The organism is bacterium 336/3, assembly GCA_001281695.1.
Classification (GTDB): Bacteria; Bacteroidota; Bacteroidia; order Cytophagales; family Thermonemataceae; genus Raineya.
This window is the reverse complement of record LJIE01000001.1, coordinates 2,610,692-2,625,379: the sequence shown is the minus strand read 5'-3', so window position 1 is coordinate 2,625,379 and position 14,688 is coordinate 2,610,692. Positions and strand designations below refer to the sequence as shown.

Below are 14,688 nucleotides of genomic sequence, written 5' to 3'. Positions count from 1 at the left end.
ATATAATATTTTTTTTGATTGGATTATATTTTTGGTTGTTGAATATTAACAGGAAATTTATAGCTTCGTTTTACGGAAAGTACATTTATGTATAAAATTATTACAAAACTTCTATTTTTTTTATTCATTCATATTGGCTCTTGTTTTGCACAGGAACCAGTTTTTAAACATTATGATAGAAGTAGTGGGCTTACAAGTGATTATGTAAATGCTATTTTTCAAGATAATAAAGGTTTTGTTTGGGTTTCTTCAGATAAAGGTGTCACTCGTTATGATGGTAAAGATTTTCTACACTTTAATACAGATAACGGACTAGCAGCCAATATGGTATATAATATTTGGGAAGATACACAAGGTTTGATTTGGTTTGAAGTATATGAAAAAAATCTTTGTTATTGGGATGGGAAACAAATCCATATCAGCAATATCCCAAAAATGGATTATAAAGTCTTTAAGTCATCTCACAGATCTCTGAATATCAAACAAATAAAAAAGCATCCGATTGCTCATCTTATTAGAGAGCTTGATACCACCAAAAGAATTGAAATAGATACACTTACTGATTATGAAGGCAATCGTTGGGCTTCTGTGTTTGGAAAAGGTGTTTATCGTTCAATACCCTATTTAAAAAACTGGCAAACAAATGATGAAATTGTAAATTGGTATAAAGATTCTCAAAATCAGGTGTATTTGATAGGAAGAAAAGCTGTTTATATCTATCAAGACAATTTATTAATTCAAAAAATCAATATTCCAGATATGAGAGCCATAGCTGAAGATAAAAATAAGCAATTTTGGATAGGAGGGCTCTATGATTGGACAATTACACAGCATCTAACAGATGTTTCCAATAAAAATCATTGCTCAGGCATTTCTGATATCATCATAGATAAAGAAAAAGCATGGATTTCTACTTTTGGGTCGGGAGTTATTATCAAAAATAACAATAAAACAGATTCTCTGAATATCAAAAATGGCTTGGTTAGCAATACTATTGAACGATTGATACAAACGCCTTCTTATTTTTGGGCTACCACATATGGCAATGGAGTAAGCCGAATTGATAAAAATGGAATAATACAGAATTTTAATCAAAAAATGGGCTTGCTTTCTAATATTACTTATTATGTACACGAACAAAATGCAAAAACTTTTTGGATAGCTTCTGAAGGAGGAATCAGCATTTTTGAAGACCAAAAACTGATTCAAAATATTACTACTCCTGAAAAAATATTAGCTATAACACAATACAAAGATATATTTTATGCTGTTTCAGAGAAAAATCTGTATGAAATTCAAAATTATACATTAAGAAAATTGGGAGCTGTTTATTTGCTTCCACCCAATATCCAAGCAGGTATCAATAGAGTATTTATTGAAAATAGTATCATATACATAGCTCACACTCAGGGATTAAGCACGATTGATTTAAACAAACTAATAATTCATACATCGAAACCTCAAATACAAATTTTAGAAATAAAATCTAAAAGCCAATTTTTAAATGCTCATCAGATTGTTTTAAAGCATGATGATAATTTTTTGCGTATGAGAGTGGCTGTTTTGAGTTTCTTGAATGAAAATGAGAATAAAATCAGCTATAGATTAAAAGGAGAGAATACAGAATGGTCTGAACCTAAAAATATAAAGGAGATAACATTGAGTAATTTGAGTTATCAGAAACATACACTTGAAATAAAGGCACTGAATGCTAATGGGACAGAATCTGAAATTTTTTCTATTTCAGTAGAAGTTATTGTTCCATTTTGGAGAGAAACATGGTTTTTAATGCTTATTACATTAATCAGTTTGGGTTTATTTACATTGTTGGTTCGATATATTTCTTATCGGAGACTTCGTAATAAATTGAAAGTTTTGGAGTTACAACAAAAAATACAACAAGAAAGAGAGAGAATAGCCAGAGATTTACACGACAATGTGGGTTCGCAACTTACATACATTATTGCCAATTTGGAACACACAGCCGAAAATTTAGCTGAAAAACCGAAAAACCAATTAGAAGAACTTTCAGATTTTACAAGACAGACTATCAATCAGTTAAGAGAAACTATTTGGGCTATCAACCAAACTGCTATTACATTTGAAAGTTTTGAATCGAAGGTAAGAGACTTGATTTGGAACTATACCAAGCGTTTCAAAGAGCCTAAAATTACAGTTCAAATTCATTTAGACCAAAATATTACGCTAAACTCTGTGCAAGCTCTTAATTTGTACAGAATTGTACAAGAATCCTTAAATAATGCGTTCAAACATAGCAAAGCACAAGAAATTGTAGTCAAAATACAAACAATACATGGGTACTTTAAGATGAGTATCAAAGATAATGGTGTGGGTTTTGATAAAACACAACCCGAAATTTTTCAGAATTATGGACTTGTAAGCCTTGAAACAAGAGCTAAAGAAATAGAGGCAAGCCTAAACATTGAAGCAGAAATGAAAAAAGGGGTTGAAATAATATTAGAAATGAAATTGGATTAATGTTTTATGAAAGATAATTTTTCTACAGGTTCCGATTTGTACGCCAAATACAGACCTACATATCCTCAAGAGCTTTTTGATGCACTTTTGGCTCATATTTCAAATAAAAAACTTGCTTTGGATGTAGGTACAGGCAACGGGCAGGTAGCAGAACAATTAGCCAAATATTTTGAAAAAGTGTATGCCACAGATATCAGCAATGAGCAAATAAAACAAGCCCAACCCAACGAAAAAATAGAATATTCAGTTCAGTCTGCCGAGAAAACAAATTTTGAAAACAACACCTTCGATTTGATTGTGGTGGCTCAAGCTGTTCATTGGTTCGATTTTGAGTCTTTTTATACAGAAATTGATAGAATACTCAAAAAAAATGGTGTTTTTGCGATGTGGGGCTACGGACTTATCAGAACATTTCCAGAGTTAGATAAAATAATAGATGATTTTTACTATAACCAAATCGGAAAATACTGGGATGCCGAACGCAAACACATAGATGATGCTTATCAAAATATACCTTTTCCATTCAAGAAAGCTCAAGTATTTAATTTTGAAAAAAAAATACTTTGGAATTTAGAGTATTTGATAGGCTATCTAAATACATGGTCTGCTGTAAAACATTACGAAAAACAAAATGGCAAGAACCCTGTACAAGCCATTGAAAATGAACTCAAACAGGCAATTGCCCAAAAGGAAAGCTTCGAAGTTACTTTTCCTATTTTTATGAAGGTGGGAGAGATGCCTAAAAATTAAAAGGGGCATTTGCCCCTTTTTGCTAAATTTCAATGTTTTTTTGATTAAACTTGATAGTTAATACTCACCCTCACCAAGCCATTTAAGTTTCTGCACCAAGTGTAAAGCAAGGGTCATATACTGCTTAACTTGTTCCTCTGTTGGTAAGCCATCTTCATAATTCCAAATGGCTTGAAGAGTATCGCAACCTGAACAGCTACCATAATAAGTGTTTGTCATCACATAATCTCCTATGCTTGGCTGATAAGTGACTCTTGGTATGATGAATATCTGTGTACCTTGGTAATGTCCATCATCAATAACAGTCATTTTACTTAAATCAAAGCCACTATGTTCATCTGCTTTTGGCAAACATAATTCAAACACTTTTGTAACTATTTGCTGATAGCTTGTTGAGTACTCTCCTTGCTTTGTAGTTCTGAAATACTCTTCAAGTTTTAACTTATTTTCTTCCCATTGTTTTACTAATTCTTGTATCATAATGTTAAATTTTAATTATTTGTACTAGACCTAAAAGCGATTGCCTTTAAGTTTATCTGTAAATTGAAGTCTTATGCAAGAAGTAAATAGACACAAAGCTACCAAACGTTATAGAAATTTAAAAATACTATACTCTTTTTAATATTTTAAAAAACAGGTAACAAACGAAAAGTCAACTATGGGCATTGCTGCTCCTTGTATCTTACTTTTATAGACGACCACTCCATAGGCGGAGGGGCAGGATTTGCACCTGCTTCTCAAGGTTTGGAACGAAGTAAGACTTTTCTACGACACTGTTTATGTCTTAATTTTTTAATAAAAGAGGCAATAAACGAAAAGAGACTGTTATTTTTAAGACGAAGTAACTCTATTCTACGGCACTCTTTGGTGTAGGAGGCAGGGCTCGAACCTACTTTCTTCCAAACTCCTTCAAGAAAACTATGAGGTAAAAAGCAAAAGAGAAATCGGGGCTTGCATGCAGGATTCGAACCTGATGGCTTCGCAATATGTAGGTTGCCATGCCATTCCTCCCCTGTTTATGGCTGCGAAGTAACTCTTTTTAACGACACTCAAATTTTCTTTGATGATACAAAGCAAATACAGTAATGCGTAATGTATTTGCGTAGTTAAAAATATTTTAAAAAAAATTAAAAAGTATTCTAGAATAGATAAATTTTGCTTTTAAAGGAAATTCACTTATTTGCAACTTTTAAATTAATTTAGAAAAACAGCTTCTCATGGATAAATTTAGACATTTGATTCTTGTATGTTTAGTGTTTTTATTAAAAAATATTGTTTTAGCTCAAAACAACGAAGAAATTACAAATACATACTATTCTAGAATAAAATACCAAAATGATAGTGCCAAAATAGCTGAATTTGTGGCATTCATGCCCAAAGGAGGAGATATTCATCATCATTATACAGGAGCCATTCCAGTAGAAGTATATTTAGACTGGGCTAAAAAGATGGGTAAATTCTACAATACAGATCCACAAGTGAAAAGCTTGTTTGTCAATACACCTTGTAAAAACTGTATTTCAATTGATGAATTACGTAAAAATACGACAATACTACAAAGATGGTCTATTGAGGGCTTTCCAATACCCTACAATAAACCGTTAGATGTGAAACAATCAAGTCATTATTTCTTTACAGCTCCCAATTTTGGAGCGGGTTTAGAGTTACGCAACGAAAAAGATGGTTTTCTGTATCTTAAAGAGCAGGCTTTGAAAGAGAAAGTTCAATACATTGAAACCATTTATGAAGCTCCCTCAACCCAAGAGTTAAAAGTCAAATTCCCAGATTTTTATGAAGATTCTTTACTTTTGTACCAAAGTAAAAAAGATTCTGTCGGAGCAATTCGTTTACTGACTGCTATGCTCAAAAAAATGGAATCGGAAAAATCTTATATCAAACACATTCAGCAGTATATTTTGCAAACTAAAAAATATCATGAAGGCATTGATGATTCACAATTTACATTGAGGTTTCAGACGTATGTGTTTCGTTTACAACAAAATGTAAAAGTTTTTAAAGACTTGTATTCTTGTTTTAAAACAACAGAACTTGATAAGGCAGGCTTATTTGTGGGTGTAAACATTGTAGGACCTGAAAATAACGAAAACGCCCTCAAAAACTACTGGTTACACATGCAAATGTTTAAGTTACTCAAGCAAAAATATCCTCGTGTAAGGCTTGCTTTGCATGCAGGCGAATTGGTTCCAGCACTAGCAAATGGCGAGTATTTACAATCCAATATCAAAAATGCTATTGAAATAGCAGGTGCAGAAAGAATAGGGCATGGTATGGATATTGCCTACGAGAAAGACATGGCAAATACCCTTAAAACAATGAAAAACAAAAATATCCCTGTCGAAATTAACATTACCAGCAACGAATTTATTTTGGGAGTGGGTATGAACGGAAACAGCCACCCTGTTATGTTGTACCACAAAGCAGGAGTTCCTATCATTATTTCGTCAGATGACCCTGGAGTTTCCAGATCAAGCCTGACAAACGAATATTTTAAATTAATTACTAGATATTCATTGAGTTATAAAGAAATTAAACAGTTTGTTTACAACAGCATTCAGTATTCCTTTATGGATGAAAGTAGGAAAAAAGAGTGTCTGAAACGTTTAGATATGCAATTTTCTGAATTTGAGAGACAAATATCATTAAAATAAGTATTAGAAATAAGAAAACCTCACAATAGCTAAATCATCTGTTAAATTGTAAAGCCACTTTTGTTCAATGAATCTAAGTTTTTTCTCAAAAAAATTAGGCAAACTAAAATCTTTATTGTCTGAAAGTAAAAATTTTATAAAATCAGCTTCTGTTTTCTCTATAATGGACTCTTTTTGTTTTTGAAAAGAAAATATTCCATCTGTACAAATAGCAATATTTTGAATATCTTTAATGCGAATTTTCTGATTTTGAGATATATACCACTCTTCAAAATTTTTATGTAGATGATAACCCAAATAATCAGGCGTGTTATTTTGCTCATATTCATAGATCTTTTCATTACAATAAATACAACCATCACCAACAACCAAACACAAAGTTTCTTGATTTTTAATATCAATGATGCTGATTATCAAGGTAGAAAGTAGTTCTTCGGTTTCTAAAAGCAACCTGTTTTTTTGATGTTTTAATTCTTGAAATAACTCTTTTAAGATTTGTTGAAGTATGTTTTCCAAATTGTTAGAAATAGGTTGAATTAAATCTTGATAAAACATTGTTTTACAGATTTTTCTCAAGATTTTACCTGCAATCAAAGAAGCAAACATCGATTCTTTTCCCATAGTACACCCATCCATCACAGCTAAAACTTGTATGTTGGGACTGATGGGTTCATATATTAAAAAATCTTCACAAAAATTTGTATGAAAAGAGCCTATCTGGAGAATGGAATGTATTTGAAAGGAGTTATTTATCATTTTACAAAAATATAGATATTTTAGGTGAAACAAAACTTTGATAATCAAATAAAAGAATGCATTTTTTTTGGAAACCTTTGTCTCTAAATTTGCCAAATGTGTTTTTTATTGTATATTTAGAGCCTAAAAACTCATTAAAAACTAAATACTCAATTGTTGTATGCAAGAAATTTTATTTGATACCGTACCTTCTTTGGATTTAGCAGATTTTATTTCTGGAGATCCTGTAAAAAAGAAGACTTTTGTAGAAAAATTAGGTGAAGCCTATAATAATATTGGTTTTGTAGCTATCAAAAATCATGGTTTAAATGATGAACTGACAGCTAAATTATACGAAAATGTCATGACTTTCTTCAAACTGCCCGATGAAGTGAAAACTCGTTATGAAATTGCAGGTTTGGCAGGACAAAGAGGCTATACAGGTAAAAATAAAGAACATGCCAAAGGCAGAAATGTAGGCGATTTGAAAGAGTTTTATCATGTTGGTCAAGAAATAGCAAATATTCCTTCTTCTGACCCTGTAAAACAAGAATATCCTGAAAATGTATTCCCTCAGGAAGTGGCAGACTTTAAAAGCTATACCTTAGAGGCTTATAAAATCCTTGAAAATACAGGAAAACTCATGTTACAAGCCATTGCTTTGTATTTGAATTTAGATGAACATTATTTTGATGACAAGATAGCTTACGGAAACAGCATTCTGAGAGCTTTGCATTATTTCCCTATCGAAGACCCAGATTCAGTACCTGCTGATGCTGTAAGAGCTGCTGCTCATGGAGATATTAACCTCATTACCTTACTCATGGGAGCAAGTGCTGAAGGTTTACAAGTATTGCGTAGAGATGGGAAATGGATTCCTATTACGGCTCTTCCTGACCAAATTGTAGTAAATGTGGGAGACATGCTTGATAGACTTACCAACAACAAACTTAAATCGACGATTCATAGAGTGGTAAACCCTCCAAGAGAGAAAATGAATACTTCTCGTTATTCTATTCCGTTCTTTATGCACCCTCGTTCCGAAATGGATTTGACTTGCTTAGAAGCTTGTATTGATGAAGACCATCCAAAATTATATTCTGATATGAATGCGGGAGAATTTTTAAATGAACGTTTGATAGAATTAGGTCTAAAAAAATAAACAAATATATCATATAATTTGTACTTGATACGGGCTATATGCCCGTATCTTTCTAATTGAATATACCTTCATGGTTTCATACGAAAAATTTACACTTAAAAATGGCTTAGAAGTGCTTGTACATCAAGATACAAGTATACCTACTGTAGCTTTTAACCTACTTTACAATGTAGGTGCTAAAGACGAAAGTGAACATAAAACAGGTTTTGCTCACCTTTTTGAACATCTGATGTTTGGAGGCTCTAAAAATATACCTTCTTATGATACTCCTTTACAAATGGTAGGTGGTGAAAATAATGCCTTCACAAGCAACGACATCACCAATTATTATATAACCTTGCCCTCAGCCAATTTAGAAACGGCTTTTTGGCTTGAGTCAGATAGAATGCTTTCACTTTCTTTTGACCCACAAGTTCTTGAAGTTCAAAGAAGTGTAGTGATAGAGGAGTTTAAACAACGCTATCTCAATCAGCCTTATGGAGATGCTTGGCTCAAATTACGTCCTTTGGCGTATGAGGTTCATCCATATCGTTGGGCTACGATTGGTAAGGAAATCAGCCACATAGAGCAGGCTACCATGGATGATGTAAAGAGTTTTTTCTATAAATTTTATATTCCAAATAATGCTTATTTATGTGTAGCGGGCAATGTAACAGTAGAAGAAGTAAAAAGGCTTTGTGAAAAATGGTTTGAGCCAATACCTGCTGGAGAGCCATACAAACGCAATTTGCCCAAAGAACCAACGCAAGAAAAAGCAAGATTTACAGAAACTTACGCAGATGTACCTTTGGATGCCATTTATAAGGCTTATAAAATGCCATCTCGTGTTCATTCCGATTTTTTCGCTACCGATTTGCTTAGCGATGTACTTGGTAGAGGCAAATCTTCTCGTTTAAACGAAAAATTAGTCAGAGAACTTCAATTGTTCAATAGTATCAATGCTTACATTACAGATTCAGTAGATGATGGTTTGCTGGTAGTGCAAGGCAATGTTAATCAGCATGTTAGTATTGAAGAGGCACATATAGCCCTTGAAAATGAAATCAAAAAACTTTTGCAAGAAGGTATTGAAAGTAAAGAGTTGGAAAAAGTGAAAAATAAAGCTCTTTCTACATACTTATTTTCAGAAATGGAAGTTTTAAATAGAGCCATGAATTTGTGCTATTTTACTATGCTTGGCAATACAGATATGATAAATGACGTTGAAAATCAGATACTTTCTGTAAATGTAGAACAAGTAGAACAAGTAGCTCAAAAAGTGCTTTCAGAGAATAATTGTTCTACTTTATTTTATCGAAGAAACAAAAACTAAAAACAAAAACTTACTGTTATAATAAGAGTATTGAATAAAAACTATGAAATATATTATTTTAGATTTAGAAGCAACATGTTGGGAGGAAAAGAACGTACAACCCAATGAAATTATAGAGATAGGTGCTGTTTGTATAGATGATGATTTAGATGTTATTGATGAAATTACTCTGTTTGTAAAACCTTCTGTACATCCCGAGCTTTCGAATTTTTGTAAAAAACTTACTACTATTTCACAAAAAATGGTAGATGATGCCCCTTTGTTTCCAAAGGCTCTCAAAGAATTTCAAGATTGGATAAAGAGCTTTAATGATGATTATATTCTTTGTTCTTGGGGTTTTTATGATAAAACGCAGTTTAAAAATGATTGCAATTTGCATAATTTAGACACTCGTTGGCTCAAAAACCATATCAGTCTTAAACATCAATATGCTGACATAAAAGGAATTAAAGGTGTGGGAATGCCCACAGCTCTTAAGATGGAAGGTTTAACGATGGAAGGAACGCATCACAGAGGTATTGATGATGCCAAAAATATTGCAAAAATTTTTATCAGTTGTTTTAATGAATGGGAATTCCCTATTTAATCCATAATTCATAACTATTTTGTTTTTTATACATGATTAACCTTACACCCACAGTACGAATATTATTGATTTTAAATGTAATTGCGTTTATACTTAGATTAATGTATCCTAAATATGCAGAGGCATTTGCATTATGTTATATTAATAATCCACCAGAAGATCCATTTCAACCTTATCAGTTGCTCACATATATGTTTTTGCACGCTAATTGGATGCATATTTTTAGTAATATGTTGGGGCTTCTATTTTTTGGAAGTATTTTAGAACAAGTATTGGGGCAAAATCGCTTTTTATTGTTATATTTGATGTGTGGATTGGGTTCAGGAGTGCTATCTTTAATAGCAAATTATGAGAATATAGGAGCTATGGTAGGAGCATCGGGGGCTATTTTTGGTATTGTAACAAGTTTTGCTTTGATATTCCCAAATATGCCTTTGCAAATGTTATTTCCTCCTATTAGCTTGAAAGCCAAATACATGGTTTTGTTGTATATTGTTTTTGAGGTGGGATTTTTGATGCAAAATTTACCTGGGGATAATGTTGCTCATGGAGCTCATTTGGCAGGAATGTTGTTTGGATTTATTATGATAAAATTGATTTGGAGAATTCCTAAAAGATATTAATTATGACAGATGTTTTTTCTGAATTGAAAGATGCCTTTCGTCAACGAAACAATGGTTTAATGAAACTCATTGTCATCAATGTAGTGGTATTTTTATTTCTGGCAATTGTAAATGTAATTCTTTGGTTTGCAGGTAAACAGTCTATTATTATTGATATAATGGATTGGATTATGCTTAGCTCAAACCCTATAAAATTTATTACAAGACCTTGGACACTTGTAACTTATGGTTTTGCCCATAGCTTGAATGATATTTTTCATATTTTGTTCAATATGCTCAATTTGTATTTTATGGGGCGTTTGGTACAAGATTTTGTAGGAAGTAGAAGAGTTTTATCTATTTATTTGTTGGGTGTTGTAGTTGGAGGGTTATTTTTCATGGGTATTTATAACTTTGTCCCCAGCCTTCTGATATATAAAGGTGCTCCTTTAGTAGGAGCGTCAGGTGGGGTATATGCACTTATTGTTGCAGCAGCAACTTTAGCCCCTAATATGATAGTTTCTATATTTGGAATATTTCCTGTACGACTGAAATATATTGCTTGGTTTTTTGTTTTACTTTCATTTTTAGAATTAGCAAATCGTAATCCAGGTGGCAATGCAGCCCATTTAGGAGGAGCTTTACTGGGCTATTTGTTTATCATTCAACTTAGAAAGGGAAGAGACTTGGGTAAATATATCAATCAGTTTTTGGAATGGTGGGCAGGTTTATTCCAACCAAAACCTAAAATGAAAGTTACCTACATCAAAGAAAAAGCAAAAGTAACCAAGGGTGCTACTCAAGCCAAACAAGGAAAACCCGAACAAACTATAGCTTCTGGTACAGTTCCCTCACAAGAAGAGTTGGATAAGATTTTGGATAAAATTTCTGAAAAAGGTTACGATAGTCTTACCAAAGAAGAAAAACAAAAACTATTCAATGCAAGTAGAGAAGATTAAAACATTGTACAATGAAGATGTATCAATGTACAATATATTTTTATAACTTATAACTCATCATTACCTTGAATCCGCTTATCATTTATAACACTCTTACACGTAAAAAAGAAATATTTGAACCTCTTAATCCTCCTTTTGTAGGTATTTATTTATGTGGACCTACTGTATATGGCGATGCTCATATAGGAAATGGCAGACCTGCCGTAATTTTTGATGTTTTAAGAAGATACCTCAAGCATAAAGGCTACAAAGTTCGTTTTGTAAGAAATATTACAGATGTTGGACACCTTTTGGGCGATACCAATGAGGGAGAAGACCGTATCACCAAACAAGCCAAACTCGAACAACTCGAGCCTATGGAAATTGTTCAGCGTTATACAATTCGTTACCATGATGTGATAGGTAGACTGGGTGTAATGCGTCCAGATGTAGAACCTACAGCTACTGGGCATATTGTTGAGCAAATTGAAATAACCAAAAGAATATTGGAAGCAGGGTTGGCTTATGAAGTGAATGGCTCTATATATTTTGATGTGAATGCTTACCATCAGAAATATACTTATGGAGAACTTTCGGGAAGAGTGATAGAAGAGTTGATAGCAGGGGCAGGTGAAGAGCGTAGAACGCTTGAAGGGCAAGACGAAAAGAAAAACTCAGCAGATTTTGCACTTTGGAAAAAAGCTCAACCTGAACATATTATGCGTTGGAATTCACCTTGGGGCGAGGGATTCCCTGGTTGGCATATTGAATGTACTGCTATGAGTACCAAATATTTAGGGGAAACCTTTGATATACATGGTGGTGGAATGGACTTGTCTTTCCCACACCACGAATGCGAAATAGCTCAAGCCAAAGCTGCCAATCAAGGTAAACAACCTGTTCGCTACTGGATGCACAACAACATGGTTACAGTAAATGGGCAAAAAATGAGTAAATCATTGGGCAATGTGATAAATCTAGGCGATTTATTTGATGGAGATAATAAAGATTTGTTTGAAGGAGAAAACCCTATTCTTTCTCAAACATACAGCCCTATGATTATTCGTCTGTTTATTTTGCAAGTACAATATCGTAGTACCATAGATTTTTCAGATAAAGCCTTAAAAGATACCCAGAAAAACTATTTCAAATTTATCAATGCTCTCAAAGGCTTGAAAAAAATGGAATACACAGAGTTTGTTGCTGAAAAACATGATAAAAAGCTTGAAGAAGAAATATATTCTGATTTTGAAAAAGTATATGATGCCTTAGATGATGATTTGAATACATCTCTTGCTCTTTCTCAGCTTTTCAATATCACCAAGAAAATCAATACTTTCCAAAACAATCCAGATAAAATAAGTACGATTTCAAAAGAGGCTTTTGAAACACTTAAAAATAAATTTATCTTGTTTTTTGAAGAAATATTAGGAATCCAAGAAGATAAGCCTCATGCTTTTGATGAGCTTTCTGCTAGTTTACTTAAAAATTATCAGGAAGCTAAAGCCAACAAACAATATGACAAAGTAGATGCCATTCGTGCTGACTTCAAGAAAGTTGGTATTACACTCAAAGATACCAAATTTGGTGTAGATTGGGCATATACAGAAGAGTAAATAGTTAAATTCATATTGAAATATAAAACAAATAAACCTCTTAAGTCATTAGGAGGTTTTTTGTTGGAAAGTATATAACCCAAAGTCCAATATTTTTCTAAGAATATTTTAATTTTTATAGCAAAAAAAATAAAAATATCGTACATTTGCCGAAATTTTATTATTTTTTAATAAATTCTATACACAAAATATATGCAAGAAATTGGTAAGAAATCTTTGGTAAGTGGCTTGGAAGCACTTGGTATTCAGAAAGTAACAAAAGCATACTGGAATCTTTCACCTGCGGAGCTTGTAGAACATGCTCTTGCTAATAAAGAAGGAGTGCTAACTGATACAGGGGCTTTGATGTGTGATACTGGAAAATTCACAGGTCGTTCGCCCAAAGATAAATTCACTGTATTAGATGAAAAAACAAAAGATTCTGTATGGTGGGGAGATATAAACCAGCCTTTTGAGCCTGCTAAATTTGATGCTTTACATGCTAAAATGGTGGCTTTCCTTGCTGATAAAACAGTTTATGTACGTGATGCTTATGCAGGAGCAGACCCTGACTATCAATTAAAACTGCGTGTAGTAAATACACAGGCTTGGCATAATATGTTCTGTAACAACTTGTTTTTAAGACCTAAACAAGAAGAACTTTCAAGTTTTGTTCCAAATTTCACAATTATTAATATTCCTGAATTTCAAGCAGACCCTGCTGTAGATGGAACTCGTCAAGCAAACTTTGCAGTTATCAATTTCACGAAAAAAATGATTTTGATTGGTGGTACAGGTTATGCTGGTGAAATGAAAAAAGGTATATTTACAGTATTAAACTATATTTTACCTCATGAAAAAAATACACTTTCTATGCACTGCTCTGCCAACGTAGGCAAAGAAGGTGATGTAGCTGTGTTCTTTGGTCTTTCTGGTACAGGTAAAACAACCCTTTCTGCTGATGCTAACAGAGGCTTGATTGGAGATGATGAACATGGCTGGACAGACAAAGGCGTTTTCAATTTTGAAGGTGGTTGTTATGCAAAAGTAATCAATATTACTCATGAAAGTGAGCCTGAAATCTGGGATGCAATTAAATTTGGTTCAGTATTAGAAAATACTCGTTTTATTGCTGATACTCGTACCCCTGACTACACAAATACCTCTGTAACAGAAAATACTCGTGTAGGTTATCCTATCAATTTTATAGCCAATGCAGTAGAGCCTTCTATGGCTGGTACTCCTAAGAATATTTTCTTCTTGACAGCAGATGCTTTTGGTGTACTTCCTCCTATTTCTAAACTCAACACAGGACAAGCAATGTATCACTTTATTTCTGGCTATACTGCTAAAGTTGCAGGTACAGAAATGGGTGTAACAGAGCCTCAGACTACTTTTTCTGCTTGTTTCGGAGCTGCTTTCTTACCTTTGCACCCAACCAAATATGCTGAACTTTTAGGCAAAAAAATGACTGAAAATAAGGTAAATGTGTGGTTGATTAACACAGGTTGGACAGGTGGACCTTACGGTGTGGGTTCTCGTATGAAATTGCGTTATACAAGAGCTATGCTTACAGCAGCTATGGAAGGTAAATTGGATAATGTTACTTTTATAAATCATCCAGTATTTGGTGTGGCTGTACCTCAGACATGCCCAGATGTTCCTTCTGAAGTTTTGAATCCTCGTGATACTTGGACTGACAAAACACAATATGATTTGAAGGCAAACGAACTTGCTCAGGCATTTGTGAAAAACTTCCAAAAATATGCAGATTTTGCAAACGAAGAAATTCTAGCGGGTGCTCCCAAAGTAGCTTCACAAATAAATTAAAATAAAAAAG

Annotated in this window: 12 protein-coding genes; 10 read left to right on the top strand and 2 right to left on the bottom strand. The window is 33.1% G+C overall.

The window, feature by feature from the left end:
* Positions 1–87 precede the first annotated feature (87 nt).
* Both AD998_12130 and AD998_12125 read left to right on the top strand, forming a co-directional pair.
* Positions 88–2,499 carry a hypothetical protein gene (locus AD998_12130; GenBank protein KOY86790.1) on the top strand — a complete coding sequence of 804 codons (2,412 nt, stop codon included), beginning with the start codon at positions 88–90 and terminating at the stop codon, positions 2,497–2,499.
* A 6-nt stretch (positions 2,500–2,505) separates the two neighbouring features.
* Positions 2,506–3,249, top strand: coding sequence for an SAM-dependent methyltransferase (locus AD998_12125; protein KOY86789.1), 744 nt, complete (start codon positions 2,506–2,508; stop codon positions 3,247–3,249).
* A 57-nt stretch (positions 3,250–3,306) separates the two neighbouring features.
* On the opposite strand, the gene AD998_12120 is transcribed toward AD998_12125, so the two are convergent.
* The gene (locus AD998_12120) at positions 3,307–3,729 is read right to left on the bottom strand and encodes a hypothetical protein (GenBank protein KOY86788.1); all 423 of its coding nucleotides are present in this window, start codon (positions 3,727–3,729) and stop codon (positions 3,307–3,309) included.
* 818 nt (positions 3,730–4,547) lie between these two features.
* Between AD998_12120 and AD998_12115 the strand changes: the two genes are divergently transcribed.
* Positions 4,548–5,918: a hypothetical protein gene (locus tag AD998_12115; protein ID KOY88178.1), complete on the top strand. Its 1,371-nt coding sequence runs from the start codon at positions 4,548–4,550 to the stop codon at positions 5,916–5,918.
* Positions 5,919–5,921: 3 nt separating this feature from the next.
* Here AD998_12115 and AD998_12110 read toward each other — a convergent pair whose 3' ends face one another.
* A complete protein-coding gene (locus tag AD998_12110; GenBank protein ID KOY86787.1) occupies positions 5,922–6,674 on the bottom strand; it encodes a hypothetical protein in 753 nt (250 codons plus the stop codon).
* 160 nt (positions 6,675–6,834) lie between these two features.
* Between AD998_12110 and AD998_12105 the strand changes: the two genes are divergently transcribed.
* The 7 genes from AD998_12105 to AD998_12075 all read left to right on the top strand — a co-directional run bounded on the left by AD998_12105 (position 6,835) and on the right by AD998_12075 (position 14,678).
* A complete protein-coding gene (locus tag AD998_12105) occupies positions 6,835–7,815 on the top strand; it encodes a flavonol synthase (protein KOY86786.1) in 981 nt (326 codons plus the stop codon).
* A 70-nt stretch (positions 7,816–7,885) separates the two neighbouring features.
* Positions 7,886–9,127, top strand: coding sequence for a peptidase M16 (locus AD998_12100; GenBank protein KOY86785.1), 1,242 nt, complete (start codon positions 7,886–7,888; stop codon positions 9,125–9,127).
* A gap of 43 nt (positions 9,128–9,170) precedes the next feature.
* Positions 9,171–9,713, top strand: a complete 543-nt coding sequence (locus AD998_12095; protein ID KOY86784.1) for a 3'-5' exonuclease — start codon at positions 9,171–9,173, stop codon at positions 9,711–9,713.
* Between the two features lie 32 nt (positions 9,714–9,745).
* Positions 9,746–10,336 carry a hypothetical protein gene (locus AD998_12090; protein KOY86783.1) on the top strand — a complete coding sequence of 197 codons (591 nt, stop codon included), beginning with the start codon at positions 9,746–9,748 and terminating at the stop codon, positions 10,334–10,336.
* 2 nt (positions 10,337–10,338) lie between these two features.
* Positions 10,339–11,274: a hypothetical protein gene (locus AD998_12085; protein ID KOY86782.1), complete on the top strand. Its 936-nt coding sequence runs from the start codon at positions 10,339–10,341 to the stop codon at positions 11,272–11,274.
* Between the two features lie 59 nt (positions 11,275–11,333).
* A complete protein-coding gene (locus tag AD998_12080; protein KOY86781.1) occupies positions 11,334–12,869 on the top strand; it encodes a cysteinyl-tRNA synthetase in 1,536 nt (511 codons plus the stop codon).
* A 192-nt stretch (positions 12,870–13,061) separates the two neighbouring features.
* Positions 13,062–14,678, top strand: coding sequence for a phosphoenolpyruvate carboxykinase (locus AD998_12075; protein KOY86780.1), 1,617 nt, complete (start codon positions 13,062–13,064; stop codon positions 14,676–14,678).
* Positions 14,679–14,688 lie beyond the last annotated feature (10 nt).